The sequence below is a fragment of the Streptomyces sp. NBC_00490 genome, from assembly GCF_036013645.1.
Taxonomy (GTDB): Bacteria; Actinomycetota; Actinomycetes; order Streptomycetales; family Streptomycetaceae; genus Streptomyces; species Streptomyces canus_F.
Window position 1 is genome coordinate 2,665,997 of the sequence record NZ_CP107869.1, and the last position, 24,632, is coordinate 2,690,628.

Consider the following 24,632-nt stretch of genomic DNA (forward strand, 5'->3'; position numbering starts at 1 on the left):
CCCCTTCCCCGTGCCGCGGGTTCTACTGCAGGTGGTCGCCGGGCAGTTGGCCGGACGCCACCTCCAGCACGCCCCGCTCCGTCACCAGTCCCGTCACCAGCCGCCCCGGCGTCACGTCGAAGGCGGGGTTGTGGCCGCGCGACTCGGCGGGCGCCGTCCGCACCCCGCCCCACTCCAACACCTCGGCCTCGCCGCGCAGTTCGATGTGGATGTCGTCGCCGGTCTTGGTCGACAGGTCCACGGTCGTCGTCGGCGCCGCCACCAGGAACGGGATCCCGGCGTCCGCGCACGCGAGCGCCACGCCCACCGTGCCGACCTTGTTCGCGGTGTCGCCGTTGGCGGCGATGCGGTCCGCGCCGACGATCGCGGCGTCGACCTGGCCGCGCAGGATGGTGCCGGCAGCGGCGCCGTCCGCCTGGACGTAGTGCGGTATGCCCTCCTGGACCAGCTCCCAGGCGGTGAGGCGGGATCCCTGGAGCAGGGGGCGCGTCTCGTCGGCGTAGACCACCTCGAGGCGTCCGCGCGCGTGGAGTTCGCGGATGACGCCGAGTGCCGTGCCCCATCCGGCCGTCGCCAGGGCGCCCGTGTTGCAGTGGGTCAGGACGCGCAACGGCCGCTCCACGCCCACCCTTTCGAGCAGCCAGTCGGCACCGTGGGCGCCCATCGCCCGGTTCGCCTCGACGTCCTCGCGCTGGACGGCGACGGCCTCCTCCAGCACGGCGTCGAGGCCCTCGTCGAAGCGGGTCATCACGCGGTCCACGCACACCATCAGGTTGACGGCGGTCGGCCGGGCCTCCCGGACGCGTGCGACGGCGGCCCGCACCTCGTCCACCGACCAGCCCTCGCGCTCGCCCTGCACCAGCGCGAGCGCGACGCCGTACCCGCCGGCCGCACCGATCGCGGGCGCGCCGCGCACCACGAGCCGCTGGATCGCGTCGACCAGGGTGTCCACATCGCGGACAATCCTCGTCTCGTTGCGGTGCGGGAGCAGTGTCTGGTCGATGAGGGCGAGGGCGTCTCCGGTCCAGTCGACGGCACGCAATTCCTGGGGCATTTCGGGACACTCCTGCTGTTCCGGTGGTGTCCGGCCACGGTACATGACCTGGTAGAACCACAGTTCGAGACAGTCGGGCAGGTGTCCGGAAACGGATGCTACTGTCCGCCAATCAGTCCGCAGACCGAGACGAAGGAGGAAGCCCGTGCTGCTGACCAAGCGCCGTTTCCTCGACTTCGGCCGGTGTGCCGGTGACGGCTGTCGACGCTGACCCGTCCCCGTTCCAGCGTCCCCTCTCACCTCATCGCCGCTCCCGCCGAGCGTGCCTCGCCGTACCCGGAAGGTCTCCCGATGTCCCGTAGACACCACCGTTCCCTCCAACTCGCCGCCGCCACCGCCCTCATGGTCACCGCGGCCACCGCCTGCAACGCCGCCGCGAAGAGCGACGCCTCCGACAGTGCGAGCGGCGGCAGCGGCAAGACCTTCACCCTCGTCACGCCCGACGCGGTCGGTCAGAACGAGTTCCTGAAGCTCGCCGTCAGCGGCGTCAAGGCCGCGGCGAAGCAGCACGACGGCTCGCAGAAGGTCTACGAGTCCACGGACACCGCCTCCCAGCAGCAGAACGTCCAGGCCGCGGTGGACGCCAAGCCGGACGTCGTCGTACTGGTCGGCTTCGAGTTCGCCGACCTCGTCGCGCAGCAGGCTCAGAAGAACCCGAAGCAGCAGTTCCTGATCATCGACGCCTGCACCGCCAAGACCTTCGAGAACGTCAGCTGCGCGGTCTTCCGCGAGCACGAGGGCGTGTACCTCGCGGGCGTCGAGGCCGGTCTGCTCAGCGAGTCGGGCAAGGTCGGCGCGGTCGACGTCCTCGACACCCCCCAGTTCCGCCGCTACAGCGACCCGTTCGCGGCCGGCGCCAAGAAGGTCGCCGCCAAGACCGAGACGGGGACGCGCTTCGTCGGCGGCCAGTCCCCCTTCGACGACTCGGCGCGTGCCAAGGAGCAGGCGAACACCCTGCTCTCCAAGGGCTACGACCAGATCATGGCCGCCGCCGCGGCCGGCAACTACGGCGTCTTCGAGGCCGCGAAGGCCAAGGGCGCCTACGCGTACGGCGTCGACGTCAACCAGTGCGTCTCGGCGCCGGGCACAGTCGTCGACAACGTGATCAAGCGCACGGACGTCGCCGTGGAGAAGGGCGTCGAGTCGGTCCTGGCCGGTAAGACGGGCACCGTCTCCTACGGCCTCAAGGAGGGCGGCATCAGCCTGACCGGCCTGGAGGCCGGCGTCGACGCGTCGAAGTGCGTGATCGCCGACCACAAGGACGTCCTGGCGAAGGTCGAGGCACTGCGCGACCAGATCGTCTCCGGAGAGCTGAAGGTCGATGACCCCGCCGCGAGCTGACGCCGAGGGCCTGGCCGTCGAGCTCCGGGGAATCACCAAGCGGTTCCCCGGCACGCTCGCCAACGACTGCGTCGACCTGACCGTCCGCCACGGCGAGATCCACGCCCTGATGGGCGAGAACGGCGCGGGCAAGTCCACGCTCATGTCGATCCTGTACGGCATGGAGCGCGCCGACGCGGGTTCGGTTCGGGTCGGCGGCCGTGACGCGCACTTCGCCAGCCCGGGCGACGCGATGGCCGCCGGGCTCGGCATGGTCCACCAGAGCTTCAAGCTGTTCGACTCGCTGACGGTCGCCGAGAACGTCGTCTACGCCGCCGAGCCGCGCCGCTTCGGCCTGGTGGACCGCGCCGCGGCCCGCCGCCGGGTACGTGAACTCGCCGAGGAGCACGGCCTCGCCGTGGACCCGGACGCGCGCGTCGGTGATCTGCCCGTGGGTCTGCGCCAGCGTGTGGAGATCCTCAAGTTGGTGCACCGCGGGGCCCGCACGCTGATCCTCGACGAGCCGACGGCGGTGCTCACCCCGGCCGAGGCGGACGCCCTGTTCGCGGTGCTGGGGTCGCTGGCCGCACAGGGCCGTACGGTGATCCTCGTCACGCACAAGCTCCGCGAGGTGCTGGAGGTGAGCGACCACGTGACCGTCCTGCGGGACGGCAGGGTGGTGGCCCGTCTGGTCACCGCGGAAACCTCCGCCGACGAGATCGCGGCGGCCATGACCGGCCGCGCGGTCGAACTCGACCGCGTCCACGCCCGGGGCACACCCGGTGACGCCGTACTGGAGGTGACCGGTCTCGCCACCGACGGGGTGCGCGGCGCCGGACTCACCGTCCGCGCCGGCGAGATCGTCGGCATCGCGGGCGTCGCGGGCAACGGCCAGAGCGAGCTGATCGAGGCGCTGGCCGGTCTGCGGCCGGTCACCGCCGGGCGGGTGACCCTCAAGAACGAGGACATCACCCACGCCTCCGCCACCGAACGCCGCCTCAAGGGCCTGGCGTACGTCCCCGAGGACCGTCACGCGGTCGGTACGGCGCCCACGGCGTCCGTCGCCGACAACCTCGCGATGGGCCACCACCGTACGTCCCTGTCCTCCCGCGGCCTGCTGCCGCCGACCGCCGTCCGGGCGCACGCGCGGCGGCTGATCGAACGGTTCGGCGTCAAGGCGTCGAGCCTCGAGGTCCCCGCCTCCGCGCTGTCCGGCGGCAACCTCCAGAAGCTGCTGATCGGCCGCGAACTCGCCCACGACGCACCGCTGTTGCTCGTCGAGCAGCCCACACGCGGTGTCGACATCGGCGCCATCCAGAACATCCACGACCAGATCGTCGCCTACCGCGACGCCGGTCACGCCGTCCTCCTCGTCTCGGCCGAACTGAGCGAGATCCGGGGTCTGGCGGACCGGGTGCTGGTGATGTACGAGGGCCGGATCACGGCGTCGTACGACAAGGACGAGGCGGACGAACGGACGCTGGGCCTCGCGATGGCGGGCGCCCGGGTCACGGTGGAGGCCGTCGACTGACATGACCAACCGGATATCCGGAGCCCTGCGCTCCCCCATCACCTTCTCCGTGCTCGCCGGCGTCCTCATCGGCGCGCTCTTCCTGCTCGGCACCGGCGCGGACCCCATAGCGGCGTACGAGGCGGTCCTCACCGGCTCGCTCGGCGCCGACGGCATCGGCTCCACGCTGACCACCCTCACCAGCGTGCTCGGCATGGCCCTCGCGCTGGCGATCCCGCTGCGTGCCGGGCTCATCAACCTCGGCGGCGACGGCCAGATGGTCCTCGGCGGCATCACCGCCGCCGTGACCGGCCTGTACTCCCCACTGCCGGCGCCCCTCACCGTCGTCCTCGCGCTGCTCGCGGGCATGGCGGCGGGCGCCGCGTACGCCACCCTGGCCGCCCTGTGCGAGAACCACCTCGGCGTCCCGCTCCTGGTCAGCAGCCTGCTGCTGAGCTACCCGGCGGTCTCGCTCGCCTCCTACCTGGCGCGCTACCCGCTCAAGGAGCCCGGCTCCAGCCTGCCGCAGACCCGGGCGATGCCCGACGGCGTGGCGCTGCCCTCCTTCGGTGACTCCACGGTCACCCTCGGTCTGGTGCTGGTCGTTCTCGCGGCGGCCGCGTACGGGTTCACGGACCGGCGGACCGCCTTCGGGTACGAGATACGCATGACCGGTCTCAACGCGCGCTTCTCCGCGTACGCGGGTGTCGAACGCCGGGGCCTGACCCTGAAGTTGATGTCCGTGTCGGGAGCGATCGCCGGACTCGTGGGCGCCATCGGGGTGTTGAGCTTCCCCTACCGTTTCGTCGACGGTTCGCTCACCGCCCCCGGCTACACCTGGACGGGCCTCACCGCCGCCCTGCTGGCCACGGCAGCCCCGCTCGGTACGGTGATCGCGTCGTTCTTCTTCGCCGTCCTCGCGGTCGGCGGTCTCGCGATGGAGCGGACGACCGAGGTGCCGCGTGAGCTGACGCAGGTGCTCCAGGCGATCGTGATCGTGTTCCTCGCGGCCCGGCTGACCTTCCCGCGTCTCCCGCGCCGCAAGGCCGAGGTCAAGGCCAAGGAGGCCGTGTGATGTTCCTCGACTCCGACCTCCTCATGTCGGCGCTGCGCGCGCTGACGCCGATCCTGCTGGCCGCGCTCGGCGGAGCCGTCTGCGAACGGGCGGGCGTCTTCAACATCGGCCTCGAGGGCATGATGCTGATGGGCTGCTTCACCGCGGTCGCCACGAGCTGGTTCACCGGCAGCCCCTGGCTCGGCGTCCTCGCGGCGGCGCTCGCCGCGGCGGCGTACTCGCTGATCCTCGCGGTCGGGACGGTCACTCTGCGCGGGGACGCGGTGGTTCTCGGCATCGCGATGAACCTGCTGGCCGTGGGCCTCACAAGCTTCCTGCTCCGTACGGTCTTCGGCGTGCAGGGCACCTTCGACGACCCGTCCCTCCTCGGTCTCCCCCTGATCGGCGGCCTCAGCCCGCTCGCCTATCTGTCGTGGGCGGCGGTCGCGGTGGCCTCGGTGATGCTGTCCCGGCACGTGTGGGGGCTGCGCCTGCGCGGGGTCGGCGAGGCACCGGACGCGGCGGCCACGCTCGGGGTGAGCCCGGCGAAGTACAAGTACGCGGCCGTGCTGGTCTCGGGTGTCCTGTGCGGTCTCGCCGGGGCCCAACTCGCCCTCGGCAACGTCACGTTGTTCACCGAGAACATGACCGCGGGACGCGGCTGGATCGCCGTCGTCGCCGTGATGCTCGGCCGCGCCCTGCCTCTCGGGGTGCTGCTCGCCGCGCTGCTCTTCGGCCTCGCCGAGGCGGCCGGCTTCCGCCTCCAGGGCCTCGGTCTGCCGCAGCAGGCGACCGACGCCGCGCCGTACGTCGTCACGCTCGGCGCCCTCTTCCTCACCACGGCGCGCCGTCGCCGTACCCGTCCGTCCACCGGAGCCGCCGTATGACGCAGGACCTGCTGCCCATCACCCGCATACCCCGCACCGGCCTGCCGGCGCACGCGGTCGTCGTCGGCGACCCGGCGCGCGCCGCGGCCGTCGCCGCACTGCTCGACGGGGCCGAGGAGGTCTCGTACCACCGCGAATACCGTGCGTTCAGCGGCAGTTGGAAGGGCCTGCCGGTCGTCGTCGCCTCGCACGGGGTGGGCGGTCCGGGCGCGATCCTGCTGTTCCAGGAGCTCGCGGACGCGGGGGTCCGCACCATCCTGCGGTTCGGCACGGCGGGCGCGATGAAGCCCGGGATCGGCGACGGCGACCTCGTCATCGCGGAGGCGGCCGTCCGCGACGACGGTGTCACCCAGCAGCTGCTCCCGCCCGAGTACCCCGCGGTCTCCTCCCCCGAGGCGGTCATCGCGCTCCAGCGTGCGGCCCGCGAGGCGAACGCCCCGCACCACCGCGGCATCGTCTGGACCCGGGCGGCCTTCCAGCCCGGCCTCCTCCCGCTCTTCTCCTACGACGGTGCCGGCCTCGCCGCCATCGAGATGGAGCTCTCCGCCCTGCTGGTCACGGCATCGCTGCGCGGACTGGTCGCGGGCGGCGTCCTCGTCATCGACGGGGCGAACGCGGACGAGCTGGTGGACGAGGAGGGCGCCAGCGCCTACGACCCGCACCGCGATGTCGTCGCGGCCGGCGTCGAGCGGGGCGCGCTGGTGTCGCTGGAGGCGCTGCGGCTGCTGGCGGAGGAGTACCGGGCGTGAGCATCGACCTGCTGATCCACGGCGGTGACGTCCTGACCGTGGACGACGAGGGAACCGTCGTACGGGACGGGGCTGTTGCCGTACACGAGGGCGAGATCGTCGCCGTGGGGCCCGCCGACGAGCTGCGTGCGCGCTTCCCGGCCACCGAGTCCATCGACGCCGCGGGCTGTCTCGTCCTTCCGGGGCTGGTGAACACCCACACCCACCTCGCGATGACCCTGCTGCGCGGTCGCGCCGACGACGTCACCCTCCAGGGCTTCCTGGAGCGGGTGCTGACGTGGGAGGCCGAGCTGCTGACGCCGCGGAACGTGGCGGCGGCGGTGCGCCTCGCGGTCGCCGAGAGCGTACGGGCGGGGGTGACGTCGGCGCTCGACATGTACTGGTTCCACGAGGCGGCCGAGCAGGCGGCCCGTGAGGCGGGCTGGCGGCTGCACACCGGGCCCACCTTCATGGACGTGCCCGGCCCGCCCGACGGCATCCCCTACGAGGACCGCCTGGACTGGGCGCGCCGGGATCTGGAGGCCCGCGGCACGGCCCGCCCCGGCACGCGTCCGGTGCTCTTCGCGCACTCCACGTACACCCTGAGCCCGGACCAGCTCACCGAGATCTTCGCGCTGGCCCGGGAGTTCGGGGCGCTGCTGCACATCCACGCCTCGGAGAACGCGACCGAGGTCGCCACCGTCGAGGTCAAGTACGGCAGGCGTCCGGTGGGGTTGCTCGACTCGCTCGGTCTGCTCGGCCCTGATGTGCTGCTCGCGCACGCCGTGGACCTCACCGGTCCGGAGATCGCGGCGCTGGCCCGCACCGGCACGTCGGTCGCCCACTGTCCGGTGTCCAACCTGAAGCTGGGCTGCGGGATCGCGCCGGTGCCTCGGCTGCTGAGCGCCGGGGTGACGGTCGGGCTCGGTACGGACGGGGCCGTCAGCTCCAACACGCTGGATGTGCTGGGGGCGGTGCGGCAGGCGGCGCTGGTGCACAAGGCGGGCGGTGACCCCACGGCGGTCGGCGCCGAGCAGGCCGTACGCATGGCGACGATCGAGGGTGCGCGGGCGTTGGGGCTCGGGGAGCGGCTGGGCTCGCTGGAGGCCGGGAAGCGGGCCGACCTCGTGGTGCTGGACCTGGACGCGCCGCATCTGCGGCCGGTGCACGATCCGTGGTCGACGCTGGCGTACGCGGCGCACTCGGCGGACGTGCGGGACACCGTCGTCGACGGACGGGTGCTTCTGCGGGACCGGGTGCTGACGACGCTGGACGAGCGTACGGTGATCGCCGACCTGGAAGACCTTGTCTGAGCGGGGCGTTTGGCACTCCGAACGGCAGGTCCGCCCTCATAATGGCGTAAGACATCGGATGTCTTGACGGGCATGCGGGAACCACTGGGAGGCCGGCCATGGCAGTCACCGACGAGGCGATCGAGAAGATCAAGGGCATGATCGTCTCGGGCGCCCTGCGCCCCGGCGACCGGCTCCCCAAGGAGAGCGAGCTCGCCTCCGAGCTCGGGCTGTCCCGCAACTCCCTGCGGGAGGCCGTGCGGGCCCTGTCGCTGATCCGGATCCTGGACGTGCGACAGGGCGACGGCACGTATGTGACGAGCCTGGACCCCCAACTCCTGCTGGAGGCGCTGAGTTTCGTCGTCGACTTCCACCGCGACGACACGGTCCTGGAGTTCCTGGCCGTCCGCCGCATCCTGGAGCCGGCCGCGACCTCGATGGCGGCCCTGCGGATCAGCGAACAGCAACTGGACGCCCTGTCGGCCCAGTTGGACAAACTGGGCTCCGCCCCCTCGGTGGAGGAACTGGTCGCCTGCGACCTCGACTTCCACCGCGGCATCGTGCAGAGCTCCGGCAACTCCGTCCTGTGCTCCCTCCTCGACGGCCTGTCGGGCCCCACGACCCGGGCGAGGATCTGGCGAGGCCTGACACAGGAGGACGCGGTCAGCCGCACGCTGCACGAGCACCGCATGATCCTCGCCGCCCTACGGGATCGCGACGCGGAGGCGGCCCGGTCGTGGGCGACGGTGCACATCGCGAGCGTGGAGCAGTGGCTGCGGGCCTCGCTCTGAACTGCCGTTCCCTGCCTCGCCGGGTCATCCGACGTCTACCCGGGTCACCGAGCCCATGCAGGGACAGGCGTGCACGGTGATCCGGCACAGCTCCGAGGAATGGAGGGTGTTCCGGGGTGGCTAATGGGGCAGTGATGCGTTCACTCCCCCGTGCAAGGGGGCTGCGGACGCCCCCGTTGGACGCCGTAAGGTTGGGGCGTACGTGAGGGCACGTCGGAAGGAGGCACTGGGTGATCGAGCTCGAGGGGGTTCCCGAGCTGATCGACCCGGTCATGGTGGCCGCGTTCGAGGGCTGGAACGATGCCGGCGACGCCGCCTCGGCCGCGGTCGCGCATCTGGACAAGGAGTGGAAGGGCGAGGTGTTCGCGGCGCTGGACGCCGAGGACTACTACGACTTCCAGGTGAACCGCCCCACGGTGTGGCTGGACGGCGGCGTACGGAAGATCACCTGGCCGACGACCCGCCTCTCGGTGGTCCGCGTCGGCGGCGACAAGCCGCGTGATCTCGTACTGGTCCGAGGTATCGAACCGTCCATGCGCTGGCGCTCGTTCTGCAACGAGCTCCTCGGCTTCGCCCACGAGCTGGGCGTGGAGCTGGTCGTGGTCCTGGGCGCCCTGCTCGGCGACACCCCGCACACGCGTCCGGTCCCGATCAGCGGGACCACGTCCGACCCGGACCTGGCTCAGCGCATGGACCTGGAGGAGACCAAGTACGAGGGCCCCACGGGCATCGTCGGTGTCCTCCAGGAAGCGTGCACGCACGCGGGTGTACCGGCGGTCAGCCTCTGGGCGGCCGTACCGCACTACGTGTCACAGCCGCCGAACCCGAAGGCGACGCTGGCGCTGCTGAACCGGCTCGAGGACCTGATCGACGTACGCATCCCGCTGGGCGAGCTGCCCGAGGACGCGCGCGCCTGGCAGGTGGGGGTGGACCAGCTGGCCGCCGAGGACACCGAGGTCGCCGAGTACGTGCAGACGCTGGAGGAGGCCCGGGACACCGCGGAGCTGCCGGAGGCGACGGGCGAGGCGATCGCCCGCGAGTTCGAGCGGTATCTGCGCAGACGGGACGGCGGCGGCCCGACCCCGCCGGGCGGGCACGCGACCGAGGGCGGCGACGGTACGTATCTGCGGGAGAACCCCGGCGGTCGTCCGCGGCCGCCGAAGCCGCCGAAGCCGGGCAGTGGCACGGACGACGAGGAGTCGTCGGAGGAGTGAGACGGAGGTGGGCGGTTCGCACCGCCCACCTCACGGTCACACCTGCGGTACCGCCACGACGTCGTACTCGGTGTCGGGCGTCGGTTCCACGTCGAAGCGGGCGTTGGGCAGATACAGCCTCTCGCCCCAGGCCGCGACGGTCGTCGGGATGCGGAAGCGTGGATCGGTGATCCGGACGATCGCCGTGCCCTTCGTGCCGGCGGCGTTCAGCCGGAACACATCGATCGCGTTCTGCCGCTGCTGGACGACGTAGAGGATCCTGCCGAGCAGCAACAGGCCGTCCCCGTTGGGGATCTTGGAGCCGCCGAGGTCGACGGCGCGGGCGACTCCGGTGCGCGGGTCGACCCGTTCCAGGGTGCCGCCGTCGGCGAAGCCGTTCACCACGAGCAGGGCGCGGCCGTCGGGGGTGCGCTCGATGCCGTTGGCGGTGAAGTCGTCGCCCTGGACCCAGTCACCGGTCAGCGGGACGGTCTCGAGGCCCTGGGGCTCGCCGTGCCTGCCGAGGCTCAGCCTGTAGAGCTGCGGCTTGAACGAGTCGGTGAACCAGGCGGCGCCCGGGGTGAGGATCACGTCGTTCACGAAGGTGCCGCCGGTGGCGTACACCTTCTCGATCTCGCCGGAGCGGACGTGCACCGTGCGGATCTCGCCGCTGTCGCCGCCGGCGAGAAACAGCCGACGGCCGTGCCCGTCGATCTTCAGGCCGACGGTCGGGTGGCCCGCGCCGAGGCCCTCGCTGATCACGGAGCCCCGGCCGGTGGCGAGGCTCGCCCCGTAGATGTCGCCGTCGGCGAGGGAACCGAAGTACGCGAAGGGTTTCGTGCCGATGGCTATGCCCTCGGGCTGGAAGCCGTCGGGCAGCGGGAACTGGTCGGGCCAGGCGCCCTTCGGCTTCTCGGCCGCGTGGGCCGGGCCGCCGAGCAGCGCTGCTCCCGTCAGCGCCGCGGTCGTGGTGAGGAGTCTTCGACGTGCGAAGGAACGGTCTGTGGGTGCCACTGTGCGTCCTTCTGCCAAGGGCCGACGGATGGGTCGGCCGAACGGTCAACAGGCGCTCTCACCCCATCACATGACCGTCGCCTCCGCAGTCTTTGGCCGGATTGCCACGTGACATCTGTTTCAGGACGGATTGCACACGTTACCCAATTCAACTTGTTTTCAAACCGAGTTGGCGAACACGGGCTGGACGGGGCGCCGTTGGAGTGCTTGGTTGTCCCACGGAGGCTCACCACCGCAACCAGGCACCCGCAAGGACCGAAGGGAGCGGAACCCGATGACCGACCAGGTACAGCCGGAGCAGGGCCCGGGAACGTCCGGGCCGGGGCCCGACGGAGCGGGATTCACGTATCGAGGAGCCGAACAGGAACTGATCGTCGTCGCCCGTCCCGAGGCCCGGCTGCGCGCCCGGGCCGACGGCGTCCGGTCGGCGGCGGGCGCCGACGTCTCGGCCCTCAACATGTTCCTCAGCGACGAACAGCTCGCTCTTGAACCGCTGTTCGGAAGCGAGGAGAGGTTGCAGCAGTCGGCCGCCCCGGACTCCGAGAACGTGCCCGACCTCGCGCTGTTCTACCGGGTGCGCGGCGACCGCAGCCGCGCCGAGGAACTGCGCTCCCGGATCGCCGCGCTGCCGGGCGTCGACACCGCGTACGTGAAGCCGGGCGCCGTGCCCGCCGCCCTCCAGCAGGTCGGCGAGGAGAGCGGCCGGCTGAAGGAAGGCGCCCCGGCCACACCGGACTTCAGCAGCCGACAGGGCTATCTGCGGCCGACGCCCGAGGGGATCGACGCGCACTGGGCCTGGCAGCGGCCCGGGGGTGCCGGTCAGGGCGTGACCGTGATCGACGTCGAGGGCTCCTGGCAGCTGGGCCATGAGGACCTCGCCGCCAAGCTGGCCGGTGTCGTGGTCGGCACCCCGCTTTCCGACATCGCCTGGCGCAACCACGGCACCGCCGTGATCGGGGTGATCGGCGGCGACCAGGGCGAGCACGGTGTCACCGGCATCGTGCCGGAGGCGACCACCGCGGCCGCGTCCTTCCAGGGCATCGGCACCGCGGCCGCGATCCACGCGGCGGCGGACCGGCTCGGCCCCGGCGACATCGTCCTCGTCGAACTCCACCGGCCCGGACCGCGCTCGGAGTTCGCCGAACGCGAGGACCAGCGCGGCTACATCGCCCTGGAGTGGTGGCCGGACGACTTCGCGGCCGTCCGCCACGCCACCGCCAAGGGCGTCCTCGTCGTGGCGGCCGCCGGCAACGGCGGCGAGTCCCTCGACGACGCGGTCTACGAGCGCCGCCCCGACGCGTTCCCCGAGTGGTGGCGCAACCCGTTCAACCCGTCCAACCAGTCCTCCGGTGCCGTCCTGGTCGGCGCGGGCGCCCCGCCGCCCGGCACACACGGCCGCGACCACGGACCGGACCGGTCACGGCTCGCGTTCTCCAACTACGGTGCCCGCGTGGACGCCCAGGGCTGGGGACGCGAGGTCACGACCACCGGCGGCTTCTGGGACAAGCCCGGCGACCTGCAGGGCGGGCCCGAGGAGATCGCCTGGTACACGGACACGTTCTCCGGAACCTCCTCGGCCTCCCCGATGGTGGTCGGCGCCCTGGCCGCGCTGCAGGGCATGCTCAGGGCGGCCGCCCAGGCGCCGATGTCCCCGGAGCGTGCCCGCGCGGTGCTGCGGTCGACCGGGGCCTCGCAGCAGGACGCGCCGGGCCGGCCCGCCTCCCAGCGGATCGGCAACCGGCCCGACATCAAGGCGGCGGTGACCCATCTGCTGCCGCACGCGGTCGGCTCCGGCCAGGCCGAGCGGTACTGGGACGAGCTGCTGCCGTATCCGCGCGAACTCCCGCCCAGGCTCCGGCTGTTCGTGGCCGGCGGCTGGCGGAACCTGAACCACCCGTCCCCCGAGATCCGCCAGGCGGTGCACGCCGCGTTCGCGGGGGGACGCCCCGACGTCCGCGTGTGGTTCGCGGACGACGAGATCGTCGGCCTGGTCGTCACGGGCTGACGGCCGACACATCCCCACCATCACCAGGGAAGGTGGCACCCGCATGAACACCACCCCGCAGATGAGCCAACTGGGACAACAGCAGGGACAGCAGTTCCCGAGCACCTCGCCGTACCAGCAGCAACAGCAGCAGCCGTTCGGCCAGCAGGGCTACGGCCAGCAGCAACAGCCGTACGGGCAGCAGGGCTTCGGGCAGCAAGGCCAGCAGGGACAGCAGGGCCAACAAGGGCAGCAGGGCTACGGCCAACAGGGCCAGCAGCAGCAGCCGTTCGGCATGGGTGGCGGCTCGCTGGAGCAGCTCCAGCAGCTCGGCCAGCAGCAGCCGTTCCAGCAGCTGCTCCAGCAGCTCGGTCAGCAGCAGAGCCAACAGGGGCAGCAGCAGGGGCAGCAGAGCCAGCAGCAGGACCAGCAGGCGCAGCAGATCGAGCAGCAGGTGCAGCAGCATCTCCAGCAGATCGTGCAGCAAGTGGTCCAGCAGGTCGCTCAGCAGGTCCAGGCGCAGCCTCTGGCGGCCGGTGTGGCCAACGGCTTCATCGACATCATCCAGCCGCTCCAGGGCCAGCCGCGGCAGATCTTCCTGCGCATCAACAACCAGTTCCGGGTCCTCAACAACCCGATCCCGCAGATCCAGCAGCAGATCCAGGAGGCCTTCGCCTTCGGCCACCAGGTGATCGGCGTCTGGGACACCCAGTCCCCGAACGTGCTGCGCAGCGTCAGGATCCAGCGGCTCTGACCCGCGTCTGACGGCCTGACATCACCGAGGGCGCTTCCTCCACGTGGCCACGTGGAGGAAGCGCCCTCGCCTTCTGCTCCGTCTAGAGCGCTACACCCAGCAGCGCGTCCACGGCCCGTGACACGAGGCCGGGTGCACCCTCGTCCGTACCGCCCTGCTCCTGCTGCCGCGCCGCCCAGCGGTCCACGGCGGCCAGCGCGGTGGGGGCGTCGAGGTCGTTCGCCAGGGCCTCGCGGATCTCCTCCACGAGGGTGTCGGCGGACGGACCGTCGGGCCGGGAGACGGCGGCACGCCACCGTCCGAGCCGGGCGACGGCGTCCTCGAGCACCTGGTCGGTCCACTCCCAGTCGGCCCGGTAGTGGTGGGCCAGCAGGGCGAGCCGGATCGCGACCGGGTCGACGCCGTCGTAGCGCAGCTTCGAGACGAAGACCAGGTTGCCCTTGGACTTGGACATCTTCTCGCCGTGCAGGGCGACCATGCCGGCGTGGACGTACGCCTTGGCCATGGGGAACTCGCCGGTCAGCACCTGGGCGTGCGAGGCGCCCATCTCGTGGTGCGGGAAGGCGAGGTCGGAGCCGCCGCCCTGAACGTCGAAGCCCATGCCCAGGTGGTCCAGGGCGATGGCGACGCACTCGATGTGCCAGCCGGGCCGGCCGCGGCCCAGCGAGCCGCCGTCCCAGCTCGGCTCGCCCTCGCGGGCGGCCAGCCACAGCATCGGGTCGAGCGGGTTCTTCTTGCCCGGACGGTCCGGGTCACCGCCGCGCTCGGCGGACAGCAGCCGCATGGCGGCGGCGTCGAGGTTCGAGACCTTGCCGAAGTTCGGGTCGGACTCGACGGAGAAGTAGACGTCCCCTTCGAGCTCGTACGCGGCGCCCGCGTCCCGCAGCCGTTCGACGAGCGGGACGATCCCGGGTATCGCCTCGACCGCGCCGATGTAGTGCTTCGGAGGCAGCATCCGCAGGGCGGTCATGTCCTCGCGGAAGAGGGTCGTCTCCTTCTCGGCGAGGGCGGCCCAGTCGACGCTGTCCCGCGCGGCGCGCTCCAGGAGCGGGTCGTCGATGTCGGTGACGTTCTGGACGTAGTGAACCTGCCGCTTGGTGTCGAGCCACACGCGCTGGACGAGGTCGAACGCGTTGTACGTCGCCGCGTGTCCCATGTGGGTCGCGTCGTACGGCGTGATGCCGCAGACGTAGAGACGGGCGACAGGACCGGGGGCAAGGGAGACCAAGCCACCGGTCGCGGTGTCGTGGATCCTCAGGTCGCGGCCCTGACCAGGCAGGGCGGGGACCTCGGAAGCGGGCCAGGCATGCATGTCATGAGCCTAACCGGACGGATGTTCCGTATACGAACCGGACCGGGCCGGATGGCCGGTAAGGCGGTCTTGCGCGAAACGCTCCGCAGGAGTAACCGTGACAAAAGTGCCGGCCGGTGGGGGCTGGCCGCGCAGTTTTCTGCTCCTAGACCGGCGGCCAGGGAATGGCCGGCCACTCGCCGCTCGGCTCCGGGTGCGTCCCGGTGGCCAGCAGGGCGTCGACACGCGCGCGCGTGGCATCGAGTTCGGCCGGGGTGATCAGTGCGGCCAGCCGGGTGCCCAGCTCCCCCGTCAGGGCTTCCCTGAGGCCTTTGAGTACGTCCACGGCCTCGCCGGGCAGCGGCTCGCCCGCCCAGCCCCACAGCAGGGTGCGCAGTTTGTTCTCGGTGTTGAAGGTCACGCCGTGGTCGATGCCGTAGAGACGGTCCCCGGCCGGCAGCAGATGGCCGCCCTTGCGGTCCGCGTTGTTGATCACGGCGTCCAGCACGGCCAGCCGGCGCAGCCGCTCGTCGTCGGCGTGCACCAGCAGCGCGGTCTTCCCGTCGCCGACCTCGGCGAACCCGATCGCCTTCCAGCCCGGCCCGGGCTCCTCCGTGTCGACGAGCGCCAGCAGTTCGGGGCCCGGTTCGGCCTCGACCCACAGCTGGACCATGCCCTCGCCGTAGGGTCCGTCGCGCAGCACGGTGGGCGGTACGAGCCCCCAGCCGGTCGCCTCGCAGACCTCGTACGCGGCGACCTCGCGCTGGGCGAGGGTGCCGTCGGGGAAGTCCCACAGCGGGCGCTCACCGCGTACGGGCTTGTAGACGCACGCGACTTCCTGCCCCTCGTACGAGACGGCGCAGTACAGCACCGCGTTGGAGGCCTCGCGGATCTGTCCGCGCACCGTCAGCTCACCTCGGGCGAGCAGCTCTGCCGTGGTCACGCTCCGCGGCGGTATCCGTTCTGGCGCGGACATACGTGTCCTTCCGGGTCGAGCGGGAGACTGCACAGCGGGCACGGCGGCCGCCCGGCGTTGACGACGTCCAGGGCGCGCTTGGCGAAGGCTCTGGCCTGCGCGCCGGTGAGCCGGACCCGCAGCATCGGGGGGCCGTTCTCCTCGTCCTGGAGGAGGCGCTCCTCGGCCTCGGCGAGGTCCTCCTCGGTGTCGGCGTCGAGCTCCACGAGAGCCTGCGCCTCGACGATCATGCGCTGCTCCTCGCCGTCCCAGGCCAGCGCCATGGTGCCGACGCGGAACTCCTCCTCGACGGGGGTGTCCAGCGGGGCGGCGTCGGACACCTCGGTGGGTGCCACGGCCGGGACGGCGGCGCTGCCGCCGCTGCGGCGCACGACCTCGTCCAGCAGCTCGTCCATCCGCTCGGCGAGCGCGGCGACCTGGGTCTTCTCCAGGGCCACGCTGGTCACCCGGGGGCCGGCGGAGGCCTGAAGGAAGAACGTACGGCGCCCGGGCAGTCCGACCGTGCCGGCCACGAAACGCTCCGGTGGGTCATAGAGGAACACCTGACGGGACACGTCCTGTCTCCATTGGAATCGTGGGTACGGCGCTGCTTCGACCGCTTCACCCTACTGCGCCCGACGATCACGGTGCGCCCGCACCACCACCGACCGTGGCATCGCCGGCGGGAGGCTCCTCGCGCGGGGCGAGCGAGGCGAAATCGCCGGTGTCGCCGAGGCGCACGAGAAACGGCCGCAGACGGGTGTAACGGATCGCCGTGATGGAACACGGTTCTACGGAGATCCGCTGGAAGAGGTCGAGATGAAGTCCGAGCGCGTCCGCGACGAGCGACTTGATGATGTCGCCGTGCGAGCACATGAGATAGACGGCGTCGTCGCCGTGGTCGCGCTCCACGCGCGCGTTCCACTCGCGTACGGCCTCGGCGGCGCGGGTCTGCATGGCCCGCATCGACTCGCCGCCGGGGAACGCGGCCGCCGACGGGTGGGACTGGACGACCTGCATGAGCGGCTCGTCCATGAGTTCGGCGAGCTTGCGGCCGGACCAGTCGCCGTAGTGGCACTCGCCGATCCGATCGTCGGTGTGCGGGTTCAGCTCGGGACGGGCGTCGAGGAGCGGCCGGATCGTTTCCTGGCAGCGCTGGAGCGGGCTGGTGACGACCTCGGAGATCGGCAGCCCGGCGAGCCGCCCGGGCAGTGCGGCGGCCTGCGCGGCCCCGCGTTCGTCCAGGGCGACCCCGGGCGTCCAGCCGGCGAGCAGTCCCTCGGTGTTGGCGGTGGATCGTCCGTGGCGGACGAGGATCAACGTGGGCATGCGGCCCAGCGTAGGCGCACGCGCCCAGCCGAAGGGGCGCGCCGCTGTCGAGAGGTCGAGCACGGTCGGGCTCGCAACACCGGCTGGAACACCCCGGAGGCGAAGATGTCACCGTGCGGCGGATCGCGAGCGACGGGAGAATACGCAGCGTGATCGTCGACTGTGCCATCTACCGGGACGGGCACCGCAGCGAGGGCCCCGAGGACCTGTCCGACGCCCTGGCCGAGGCGCGGGCCGCGGGCGGGTTCGTCTGGATCGGGCTGCACGAGCCCTCGGAGCGGGAGTTCGACCTCGTCACCCAGGAGTTCGGGCTGCACCCGCTGGCGGTCGAGGACGCCCTGAAGGCCCACCAGCGGCCCAAGCTGGAGGTCTACGACGACTCGCTCTTCCTCGTCCTCAAGCCCGTCGTGTACGAGCCGGAGAGCGACCGGGTCTCCACCGGCGAGGTGATGCTCTTCGTCGGCGAGGGCTTTGTGGTGACCGTCCGGCACGGCGAGGGCTCGCCGCTCAAGGCGGTTCGGCAGCGACTGGAGCAGGAGCCGGAGCTGCTCGGCAAGGGCTCCACGGCGGTGCTGTACGCGGTCGCGGACGCCGTCGTCGACCATTACCTGGACGTGGCGACGGAGCTCCAGACCGACCTGGAGGAGCTGGAGACGGAGGTCTTCTCGCCGGACGGCGGGGGTTCGCGCCACACGGCGTCGCGGATCTACACCTTCAAGCGGCAGATCCTGGAGTTCCGCCGGGCGACGGGCCCGCTGGCGCTGCCGCTGACCCGGCTGGCCGCCGTCGGCCAGTTCGGTTCGGGGGTGCCGTTCGTCAACGAGAGGGCGCGGCCCTTCTTCCGGGACGTCAACGACCACCTCACGCGCGTGAACGAGTCCGTGGAGGGCCTGGACCGGCTGGTGTCGGACATCCTCTCCGCGCATCTGGCGCAGATGAGCGTCCGTCAGAACGACGACATGCGGAAGATCTCCGCGTGGGCGGCCATGGCCGCGATCCCCACGATGATCGCGGGGATCTACGGCATGAACTTCGAGCACATGCCGGAGCTCCACTGGGTGTGGGCGTATCCGGCGGTGATCGCGCTCATGGCCGCCCTGGAGGTGCTGCTGTACCGGCTGTTCAAGAGGAGGGGCTGGCTGTAGCGGCGCGGCTCAGGCGAACTCGGGGGCCGCGGCCGCCGGTCCGCCGAGGGCGTCGCGCCGCTCCGGCATCCGCAGGGAGACCATCCGGCGCCATCCCGCGGCGCGTTCGTACGCGTACACGGCATGGATGCCCGCGGCCAGGACGCCCGACTTCGCGGTCGGCCAGCCCAGGATGCGGCCCATGTGGGCCATGACGGCGAGGCTGACGTCCCGGTAGACGCGGATCTCGGCGAGCGCGCACTGCCGGAGCGTGCGCTGGATGGCCCGGCCGTGCCCCGCGGAGGCGAGGCGCAGCAACTCCTCGTGGCAGTAGGCGAGGTGGTTGTCCTCGTCGTGGGAGATCATCTTCACGGCGCGGCCGAGGTCGGGATGGTCGGCGAAGTGCTTGCGCAGCAGTTTCATCTGCTCGGAGGCGCGCTGCTCGGTGACGCGGCTGTGGGCGAGGTAGGTCACGATGTCCTGCGCGGTCAGTGCCTGGTCGGCCTTGAGCCTGTCGTGGGAGAGACCGATGCCGCCGCGCTCCAGGAGCATGGTGTAGTCGGTGTCGGGCGGTACGGGGACCGGCTCGAGGCCGCGCTTCTTCATCAGGGCGTTGAAGATCCGCCCGTGCTTGTCCTCGTCCGCGCCGTGCCGGGTGATCTTGGGGGCGAGGGCGCGCTCGCCGTCCGGGACGAGCGCGGCGATGCGGGCGTTCTCCCAGCCGCCCTGTGTCTCCCCGCCGGCCGCGATGGAGCAGAACAGCCGGAAGGACTCGTCGTTGTCGATGATCTCCTGGAACAGACTCTTGGCCGAAAGCATCGTGGGCACCTCTCTGCGGGATTCCGCGGCATTCCGCAAAGAACGAGTCAAATGCGGCGCGAGGGGTGCTGCAACAGCTGTGTCGGACAACTCCGCCAAAAGGAGGACCCCGCGCGTCACGACAGGGGCGTAACCACATGGGCGCGGGCGCGTTGTTCTGCGTGACGGCCGTGGCGGGGAAGACCCCCGAGCCCCCACCACGGCCGCAGAAACCTCCGGCGCCGGGTTACGCGAGTCCGGCCCGCTCCAGGGCCTCGGACCCGGCCCGCAGCGCGGTGATCCGCTCGTCGAGCGTGAAGCCGGCGGGGGCGAGGCTCAGCGTGGTGACGCCCGCCGCCGCGTACTCCTTCATCCGGTCCGCGATGCGGTCCACGGAGCCGAGCAGCGCCGTCTTGTCGATCAGGTCGTGCGGGATGGCCGCCGCGGCGCCCTGCTTGTCGCCGGACAGGTACTTCTCCTGGACCTCGGCGGCGGCCGCCTCGTATCCCATGCGCTGGGCGAGCTGGTTGTAGAAGTTCTGCTTGGCACTGCCCATGCCGCCGACGTACAGCGCGGTGTAGGGGCGGAAGGTGTCGGCGAGGGTGGCCACGTCCTTGTCCTCGCCGAGGGCGAGCGGGAGCGTCGGGTGGACGTCGAACCCGTCGAGGGTCTTGCCCGCCTTCGCGCGTCCCGCGCGCAGGTGCTTGAGCGTCGTCTCCTCGAGGTGCTCGGCGGACGGGAAGATGAGGAGCGCGCCGTCTGCGATCTCGCCGGTCTGCTCCAGGTTCTTGGGTCCGATCGCGGCGATGTACAGCGGGATGTGCTCGCGCTCCGGGTGCACGGTCAGCTTGAGCGGCTTGCCGGGGCCGCCGGGCAGCGGCAGCGTCCAGTGCTCCCCTTCGAAGGACAGACGCTCGCGCGTCATCGCCTTGCGGACGATCTCGACGTACTCACGCGTGCGTGCCAGCGGCTTGTCGAACTTGACGCCGTACCAGCCCTCGGAGACCTGCGGTCCGGAGACGCCGAGGCCGAGGCGGAAGCGGCCGCCGGAGAGCGAGTCGAGGGTGGCGGCGGTCATCGCGGTCATCGCCGGCTGGCGGGCCGGGATCTGGAAGATGGCCGAGCCGACGTCGATGCGCTCGGTCTGCGCCGCGACCCAGCTGAGCACGGTGGCCGCGTCGGAGCCGTAGGCCTCGGCGGCCCAGCACACGGCGTACCCGAGTCGGTCGGCCTCCTGGGCGACGGCGAGATTGTCCGCGTCCATTCCGGCGCCCCAGTAGCCGAGGTTGATGCCGAGCTGCATGGCCGATTCCCCTTACCCATCAGTAACGTCCCTGGTTTCCCGACCTTAGCGCGGGGCGCGCGGATCGGGGCAGGCGGCGGTCGTGTTCTTCCGCCCACATGAACGCGCGTGTCGCTGACGGAAACTGGTTGTCCACAGGCCCCCACGCCGCTGGTTCAGGCCAGTAATGTCGGCGTTCATGGAGCAGAGGCATCTCGGCCGCACCGGCCTGCGTGTGTCCCGCATCGGGCTCGGAACCCTCACGTGGGGCAGGGACACCGACGAGCACGACGCCGCGGACCTCTTGAAGACGTTCTGGGAAGCGGGCGGGAGCCTCGTCGACACCGCGGACGTGTACGGCGACGGGGAGTCCGAGTATCTGCTCGGACGCCTCATAGAAGGGCTGATCCCGCGCCGGGATCTGGTCATCTCCACCAAGGCGGGCAGCGTGCCCGACCCGGACCGGCGCTTCGACGGCTCGCGCGGCCATCTGCTCTCCGCGCTGGACGCCTCGCTGTCCCGGCTCGGCACGGACTACGTCGACGTGTGGCAGGTCCACGCCTACGACCCGGACACCCCGCTGGAGGAGACCCTCCAGGCGCTCGACCTCGCGGTCAGCAGCGGCCGCGCGCGGTACGCCGGGGTCTCCAACTTCTGCGGCTGGCAGCTCGCCAAGGCCGCGACCTGGCAGCTGGCGGCCCCGGGCACCCGGACCCGGCTGGCCGCGACACAACTGGAGTACTCGCTGCTCCAGCGGGGCATCGAGCGCGAGGTGCTGCCCGCCGCGCTGGACCTGGGCATCGGACTGCTCCCGTCGTCCCCGCTGGGCCGCGGGGTGCTGACGGGCAAGTACCGCAACGCCACGCCGGCCGACTCGCGGGGCGCCTCGGACCACTTCGCCCCCTTCGTCGCGCCGTACCTCGACGACACGGCCCGGCACATCGTGGACGCCGTGCAGACCGCCGCCGACGGGCTCGCGGTGACCCCGCTCCAGGTGGCCCTCGCCTGGGTCCGCGACCGGCCCGGCGTGACCGCGCCGATCGTCGGCGCGCGCAACGCGCAGCAGCTCACGGCGGCATTGTCAGTGGAGGCCCTTAGTCTTCCTGACGAGATCTGCCGGGCGCTCGACGATGTGTCGGCGCCCGTGCACCGCTATCCCGATCACGACTGGAGCACGCTGTGAGCACGGAGCCGGAGCCCACCGAGGAGACCGAGCCGCAATCGCCGGGCACCGCGAAGGACGCGGTCGCCGACGACGCCGAGGCGGTCCCCGGCGACGAGGCCGAGACGCCCGAGGGCGCCGAGGGCGACTCGGACGAGGCGGCCGGTGAGGCTTCGGCGTCCGACGGTGAGCAGGGCGAGGCCGCGGCGAAGCTGTCCGAGGCCGAGGCCGAACTCGCGGCGCAGAAGCTCGAGCGGGAGCGGATCGCCCGGCGCAAGGCCGAGAAGCAGGGTCCCGTCGAGGCCGGGACCAAGCTCAGCGGGAAGGCCGCCGATCTGCTGGCCGCCGTACGGGCCGTCGAGAGCGGGGACAGGCCCGCGGCGACCGTCTTCGCCGAGCCCGAGCCGCCGCGCCGGCCCGCGGCGGAGCCGGTACAGCGCCCTCGGCCGGTGACGGCCGACGCGCCCCCGGCTCCCGCGGCGCAGACCGTCGAGTCCGTACGCCGGGTGCTGGCCGACGGCGGTGCGCCCGAGGCCCTCGTCCCGCAGGTCGCCGCCGCGCTCGGCGAGGGCGCCGCCGACCAACTGCGCGAGGACCCCTGGCAGTTGCTGCGGGTCGCCGGGGTGCGGCCCGAGCAGGCCGACGGGTTCGCGCGAGCGCTGCTCGGCGCGGAGTGCGGCCCGGACGACGAGCGGCGGGGCCGGGCGGTGACCGTCTGGCTGCTGGAGCAGGCGGCCGTGGCCGGTCACACGGCTCTCGAACTGCCCACGCTCACGACGGCGTTGGGCAAGCAGGGCGTGCCGGATGCCGACGCGGCCGTCCAGAGCACCCTCACGGAGGCCGAGGCGCTGGTCTTCCAGGACGCCCTCGACCCGCGGGCCCCGGAGCCGGAGGAGGGCGAGGAGCGCCCGGTCCGCGTCCTGGTCGGCCTGGAGCGGTACGCGATGGCGGAGGAGAGCCTCGCCGACGGACTGGCCCGGCTGATCAACTCCGTACCGAAGCAGGACGGTTCCGCCGAGGACTGGGAGCGCGCCGCCGACGCGGCCCAGGGCTCCGCCGGCGAACTGATCCGCGCGGTCGCGGGCCACGGACTGGTCCTCCACACCGGCGGCGAGGCGTCCCTTGCCGAACCCGCCGCTCTGCTCCACGCGGCCCGTGAACTCGGCCTGCGCGCCTGGGCGACAGGCCACGGCCCGCTGGGACGGAACCGCTTCGCGGCTTTGGCCTCCGACGACACCGCCACCACCGTCACCGGCCTCCTCTCCGGGACCGAAGGCCCCGGCCGCGATGCCGACGGCGCACTCGATCTCGACCTCCTCGTGGTGCTCGACGCGCCGCAGCTCGACGTGGAGAGCGCGGCGCTGCTGACGGAGTCGCTGCCGGACGGGGCGCGGCTGGTGCTGGCCGGGGACCCGGCGGTGCTGTGGTCGGCGGGTCCGGGGCGGGTGTTCGGCGATCTGCTGGCCGCGCGCGTCTGCCCCCAGATCGCCTCCCGGCGGCCCGACCCCGGCCCGCTCGGCGAGCTGGTCTCCGGTATCGGCATCGGCGAGCTGAACCAGGTCGAGGCCCCCGGCAAGGAGGTCGTGATCGTGCCGGCGCGGGACGCGGGCGAGGCCGTGCACCGCACCGTGCAGCTGGTCGCCGACTCGGTGCCGCGGGCGATCGGCGTTCCGCCCGAGGCGACCCAGGTGATCACGCCGGGCCATGGCGGCGCGGCCGGCACCCGCGTCCTCAACGCGGCCCTCAAGGAGCGGCTCAACCCCGGCCCCGGCCGCTTCGGCGGCTTCGACCCCGGCGATCGCATCGCCTACTCCCCCACGCCGGGCCGCACCGTGCCGGGCCACGTGGTGAAGGCCGACGCGGAGGGACTCCACCTCACCTGCGCCGGCGAGCCCGTCGTCGTACCGAAGGAGCGCGTCGAGGACTCCGTACGCCACGGCTGGGCCCTCACCGCCCACCAGGCGGCCGGCGGCCGCTGGCCTGCGGTCGTCGTGGTCCTCCCGGGAGACGCGACCCAGGCCCTGACCCGACCATGGGTCTACACAGCGTTCGGCCGAGCCGAGCGCCACCTCTCCGTCGTCCAGGGCGCGGACCAGGCCCTCCCCAGGGCAGTCGCGGAAATCCCGTCCAAGCCCCGCACCACCCGCCTCCCCGTGCTGCTCGCCCCGCAGGTGCCGATCTCCGGCTGATTCGCCGGCTCTTCGGAACCTGCGGCGAGATCACCCACCCAGGGGCGCGGGGAACTGCGCGACCAGCCCCCACCGACCCGCAGTCGCCCACCGGCCGCAAGACACACGGCGCGACCGCACCGACCACACCCCGCACACGCGAGACGGCGGCGGCCACGGAATCCCTCCGTGCCCGCCGCCGCCCAAGCCCAGCGCAGCTCAGCGCTACGCGTGGCGCTCCAGATCCTCGTCCTCGTCCAGCTCCGCGTCGAGATCGTCCAGCTCGTCCTCGCCGTCATCGATGGCGTCATCGATCTCGCCGTCATCGATCTCGTCGTCGAACACCGCGCTGACGTCGAACCGGCACACCACCCGCTGCGCGTCGATCTGCTCGAACGGCCCCGCCAGCCACTCACCGGGATCCGCCTGCTCGTCCGCCGCGGTCACCCACAGCGTGGAGTCGCCCTCCTCCAGGCCGAACTCCTTGTGCCGGGAGGCGATCTCGTCCGGTTCGAACTCCCCGAACAGGATGCCCAACGCTCCGTGCACCGTGCCGGAGGTCTCCGCACCGTCCTCGTAGTCCGCCGCCTCGATCCGCTGCGCCTGCGCGAGCAACCGCTGCGGCTCGGCCACCGCGTAGTCACGGCGGATCAGCACACTCACCGCATGCGGCTCCTCGGGACCGATGTACGGCGGAAGCGCGTCCTCGGTGCCGGGGATCTCGAAGGGGGTGACCTCGTCGTAGCGGTCGTAGAGCAGCTCGTCGTACGTCTCGGCGGCCGCGGCGAGCTCGTTGAACGCCTCGTACACGGCCGGGTCGTCCTCCCCCGACCGGCGTTCGACCGCGGCCAGGTGGCGGTCGAGCGCGGTCTTGACCGCCTCGGCGGCGGCACGTACCTCGGCAGCGGTGGGCTGCACAGCATCAGACATAGTGCAGACGCT

The 24,632-nt window shown here is 71.9% G+C and carries 23 protein-coding genes; 13 read left to right on the plus strand and 10 right to left on the minus strand.

Annotation, left to right across the window (positions count from 1 at the left end; all coding sequences use genetic code 11):
- Positions 1-22: 22 nt before the first annotated feature.
- Positions 23-1,054 carry an S-methyl-5-thioribose-1-phosphate isomerase gene (mtnA, locus tag OG381_RS11925; protein ID WP_327716078.1) on the minus strand — a complete coding sequence of 344 codons (1,032 nt, stop codon included), beginning with the start codon at positions 1,052-1,054 and terminating at the stop codon, positions 23-25.
- A gap of 291 nt (positions 1,055-1,345) precedes the next feature.
- Between mtnA and OG381_RS11930 the strand changes: the two genes are divergently transcribed.
- From OG381_RS11930 to OG381_RS11965, 8 genes are all read left to right on the plus strand, one after another.
- Positions 1,346-2,395, plus strand: coding sequence for a BMP family ABC transporter substrate-binding protein (locus OG381_RS11930; RefSeq protein WP_327716079.1), 1,050 nt, complete (start codon positions 1,346-1,348; stop codon positions 2,393-2,395).
- The gene (locus OG381_RS11935; RefSeq protein ID WP_327716080.1) at positions 2,376-3,905 is read left to right on the plus strand and encodes an ABC transporter ATP-binding protein; all 1,530 of its coding nucleotides are present in this window, start codon (positions 2,376-2,378) and stop codon (positions 3,903-3,905) included. The genes OG381_RS11930 and OG381_RS11935 overlap by 20 nt, the downstream gene beginning before the upstream one ends.
- A 1-nt stretch (position 3,906) precedes the next feature.
- Complete coding sequence (locus tag OG381_RS11940) at positions 3,907-4,959, plus strand: ABC transporter permease (protein WP_327716081.1); 1,053 nt, start codon at positions 3,907-3,909, stop codon at positions 4,957-4,959.
- Positions 4,959-5,825: an ABC transporter permease gene (locus tag OG381_RS11945; protein ID WP_327716082.1), complete on the plus strand. Its 867-nt coding sequence runs from the start codon at positions 4,959-4,961 to the stop codon at positions 5,823-5,825. The genes OG381_RS11940 and OG381_RS11945 overlap by 1 nt, the downstream gene beginning before the upstream one ends.
- Positions 5,822-6,574, plus strand: a complete 753-nt coding sequence (locus OG381_RS11950) for a nucleoside phosphorylase (protein ID WP_327716083.1) — start codon at positions 5,822-5,824, stop codon at positions 6,572-6,574. The genes OG381_RS11945 and OG381_RS11950 overlap by 4 nt, the downstream gene beginning before the upstream one ends.
- Positions 6,571-7,866, plus strand: coding sequence for an amidohydrolase (locus OG381_RS11955; protein WP_327716084.1), 1,296 nt, complete (start codon positions 6,571-6,573; stop codon positions 7,864-7,866). Before OG381_RS11950 ends, OG381_RS11955 begins: the two co-directional genes overlap by 4 nt.
- Before the next feature lie 98 nt (positions 7,867-7,964).
- On the plus strand, positions 7,965-8,636 hold the full coding sequence (locus OG381_RS11960; RefSeq protein WP_307032937.1) for a FadR/GntR family transcriptional regulator: 672 nt from the start codon (positions 7,965-7,967) through the stop codon (positions 8,634-8,636).
- Positions 8,637-8,866: 230 nt separating this feature from the next.
- The gene (locus OG381_RS11965; protein WP_327716085.1) at positions 8,867-9,850 is read left to right on the plus strand and encodes a PAC2 family protein; all 984 of its coding nucleotides are present in this window, start codon (positions 8,867-8,869) and stop codon (positions 9,848-9,850) included.
- Between the two features lie 36 nt (positions 9,851-9,886).
- Here the strand turns inward: OG381_RS11965 and OG381_RS11970 are convergent, their stop codons facing one another.
- Positions 9,887-10,843, minus strand: coding sequence for a superoxide dismutase (locus OG381_RS11970; RefSeq protein ID WP_327716086.1), 957 nt, complete (start codon positions 10,841-10,843; stop codon positions 9,887-9,889).
- Positions 10,844-11,117: 274 nt separating this feature from the next.
- Between OG381_RS11970 and OG381_RS11975 the strand changes: the two genes are divergently transcribed.
- Positions 11,118-12,848, plus strand: a complete 1,731-nt coding sequence (locus OG381_RS11975; RefSeq protein ID WP_327716087.1) for a S8 family peptidase — start codon at positions 11,118-11,120, stop codon at positions 12,846-12,848.
- On the opposite strand, the gene OG381_RS11980 is transcribed toward OG381_RS11975, so the two are convergent.
- Positions 12,838-13,314 (minus strand): hypothetical protein, encoded by a 477-nt coding sequence (locus OG381_RS11980; protein WP_327716088.1) that lies wholly within the window; start codon positions 13,312-13,314, stop codon positions 12,838-12,840. The genes OG381_RS11975 and OG381_RS11980 overlap by 11 nt on opposite strands.
- Here OG381_RS11980 and OG381_RS11985 point away from each other — a divergent pair, their 5' ends adjacent.
- The gene (locus tag OG381_RS11985) at positions 13,315-13,581 is read left to right on the plus strand and encodes a hypothetical protein (protein ID WP_234441497.1); all 267 of its coding nucleotides are present in this window, start codon (positions 13,315-13,317) and stop codon (positions 13,579-13,581) included.
- An 82-nt stretch (positions 13,582-13,663) separates the two neighbouring features.
- On the opposite strand, the gene mshC is transcribed toward OG381_RS11985, so the two are convergent.
- The 4 genes from mshC to OG381_RS12005 all read right to left on the minus strand — a co-directional run bounded on the left by mshC (position 13,664) and on the right by OG381_RS12005 (position 17,156).
- Positions 13,664-14,893, minus strand: coding sequence for a cysteine--1-D-myo-inosityl 2-amino-2-deoxy-alpha-D-glucopyranoside ligase (gene mshC, locus OG381_RS11990; protein WP_327716089.1), 1,230 nt, complete (start codon positions 14,891-14,893; stop codon positions 13,664-13,666).
- Between the two features lie 145 nt (positions 14,894-15,038).
- Complete coding sequence (locus OG381_RS11995; protein ID WP_327716090.1) at positions 15,039-15,848, minus strand: SCO1664 family protein; 810 nt, start codon at positions 15,846-15,848, stop codon at positions 15,039-15,041.
- On the minus strand, positions 15,812-16,402 hold the full coding sequence (locus OG381_RS12000) for a DUF3090 domain-containing protein (protein WP_327716091.1): 591 nt from the start codon (positions 16,400-16,402) through the stop codon (positions 15,812-15,814). Before OG381_RS12000 ends, OG381_RS11995 begins: the two co-directional genes overlap by 37 nt.
- A gap of 67 nt (positions 16,403-16,469) precedes the next feature.
- Positions 16,470-17,156 carry a histidine phosphatase family protein gene (locus tag OG381_RS12005; RefSeq protein ID WP_327716092.1) on the minus strand — a complete coding sequence of 229 codons (687 nt, stop codon included), beginning with the start codon at positions 17,154-17,156 and terminating at the stop codon, positions 16,470-16,472.
- Positions 17,157-17,305: 149 nt separating this feature from the next.
- Between OG381_RS12005 and corA the strand changes: the two genes are divergently transcribed.
- Complete coding sequence (gene corA / locus OG381_RS12010; protein WP_327716093.1) at positions 17,306-18,301, plus strand: magnesium/cobalt transporter CorA; 996 nt, start codon at positions 17,306-17,308, stop codon at positions 18,299-18,301.
- Between the two features lie 9 nt (positions 18,302-18,310).
- On the opposite strand, the gene OG381_RS12015 is transcribed toward corA, so the two are convergent.
- Complete coding sequence (locus OG381_RS12015; RefSeq protein ID WP_327716094.1) at positions 18,311-19,099, minus strand: ferritin-like domain-containing protein; 789 nt, start codon at positions 19,097-19,099, stop codon at positions 18,311-18,313.
- A 226-nt stretch (positions 19,100-19,325) separates the two neighbouring features.
- Positions 19,326-20,381 (minus strand): LLM class F420-dependent oxidoreductase, encoded by a 1,056-nt coding sequence (locus OG381_RS12020; protein ID WP_327716095.1) that lies wholly within the window; start codon positions 20,379-20,381, stop codon positions 19,326-19,328.
- Between the two features lie 178 nt (positions 20,382-20,559).
- Here OG381_RS12020 and OG381_RS12025 point away from each other — a divergent pair, with 178 nt between their 5' ends.
- Together OG381_RS12025 and OG381_RS12030 are read left to right on the plus strand one after the other, a co-directional pair.
- On the plus strand, positions 20,560-21,543 hold the full coding sequence (locus OG381_RS12025; protein ID WP_327716096.1) for an aldo/keto reductase: 984 nt from the start codon (positions 20,560-20,562) through the stop codon (positions 21,541-21,543).
- Positions 21,540-23,711, plus strand: a complete 2,172-nt coding sequence (locus OG381_RS12030) for a helix-hairpin-helix domain-containing protein (protein WP_327716097.1) — start codon at positions 21,540-21,542, stop codon at positions 23,709-23,711. Before OG381_RS12025 ends, OG381_RS12030 begins: the two co-directional genes overlap by 4 nt.
- Positions 23,712-23,915: 204 nt before the next feature.
- Here the strand turns inward: OG381_RS12030 and OG381_RS12035 are convergent, their stop codons facing one another.
- Positions 23,916-24,620 (minus strand): hypothetical protein, encoded by a 705-nt coding sequence (locus OG381_RS12035; protein WP_327716098.1) that lies wholly within the window; start codon positions 24,618-24,620, stop codon positions 23,916-23,918.
- Positions 24,621-24,632 lie beyond the last annotated feature (12 nt).